This is a genomic window from Vibrio sp. 704 (assembly GCF_033339295.1).
Genome location: NZ_JAWOUH010000265.1, coordinates 1 through 827, shown reverse-complemented (window position 1 = coordinate 827; position 827 = coordinate 1). Strand labels below are relative to the sequence as shown.

Annotated in this window: 1 protein-coding gene; it reads right to left on the bottom strand. The window is 47.5% G+C overall.

Translation table 11 applies throughout. The annotated features are described in order from the left end of the window. Positions 1–203 precede the first annotated feature (203 nt). On the bottom strand, positions 204–827 hold a 624-nt coding region (locus tag R7R24_RS25830; RefSeq protein ID WP_318119979.1), incomplete at its 5' end, for a TRAP transporter large permease subunit.

Genomic DNA, 827 nt, shown 5'->3' with positions numbered 1-827 from the left:
GCCTGATAAATGGAAATCCAACTGATGCTTGCCGACACTAAAACCACCGGAATCAGTGTCAGCAAAATTAACTTGGCTTTGAGAGGCATCCTTCCCTCCATGAAACGCTGCCCAAAGGGTCAATATGCCCCAAGAGCAGCTTAACAACTTGTCTCAAAAGGTGAAGACTCTCAGCTCACAAAATCTCTTTTATTCCTTACCAATTAACCCATGCCGTAGAAACTTGGGAAAAACAGTAAGGAGGCAAGGACGAGAATTTGAATCGCAATGAATGGCATCACGCCACGATAAATATCCCGTGTAGTCACGCCTGCACGCGCAAACCCTTTCAAATAGAACAAGCTGAAGCCAAATGGCGGTGTTAAGAAGGAGGTTTGTAAGTTCATCGCGATGAGAATAGCAAACCAAGTCATATTGATACCGAGCAGCTCAGCAACCGGTGCGATAATAGGAACGATGATGAAACAGATTTCAACGAAGTCGATAAAGAAGCCCAGAATCAAAATCACAATCATCGTAATGATCAAGAAGCCCCACTTCTCACCCGGGATCTGCAACATCCATTCTTCGACCAGATAGTCACCGCCTGTATACGTAAACGCCATCGAGAACGCCGTCGCACCCAGCAAAATCGCGAACACCATCGCAGTCACTTTAACCGTCTCTTTCGACGCATCGTAGACCATTGACCAACTAAATTGCTTGTACAGTACGGCGAGAACAATCGCCCCAGCCCCGCCCAGTGCTGCCGATTCCGTTGGCGTTGCAACACCGGCAAAGATGGAGCCCAACACAACAATGATCAACGCCAATGGCGGTAATACAGC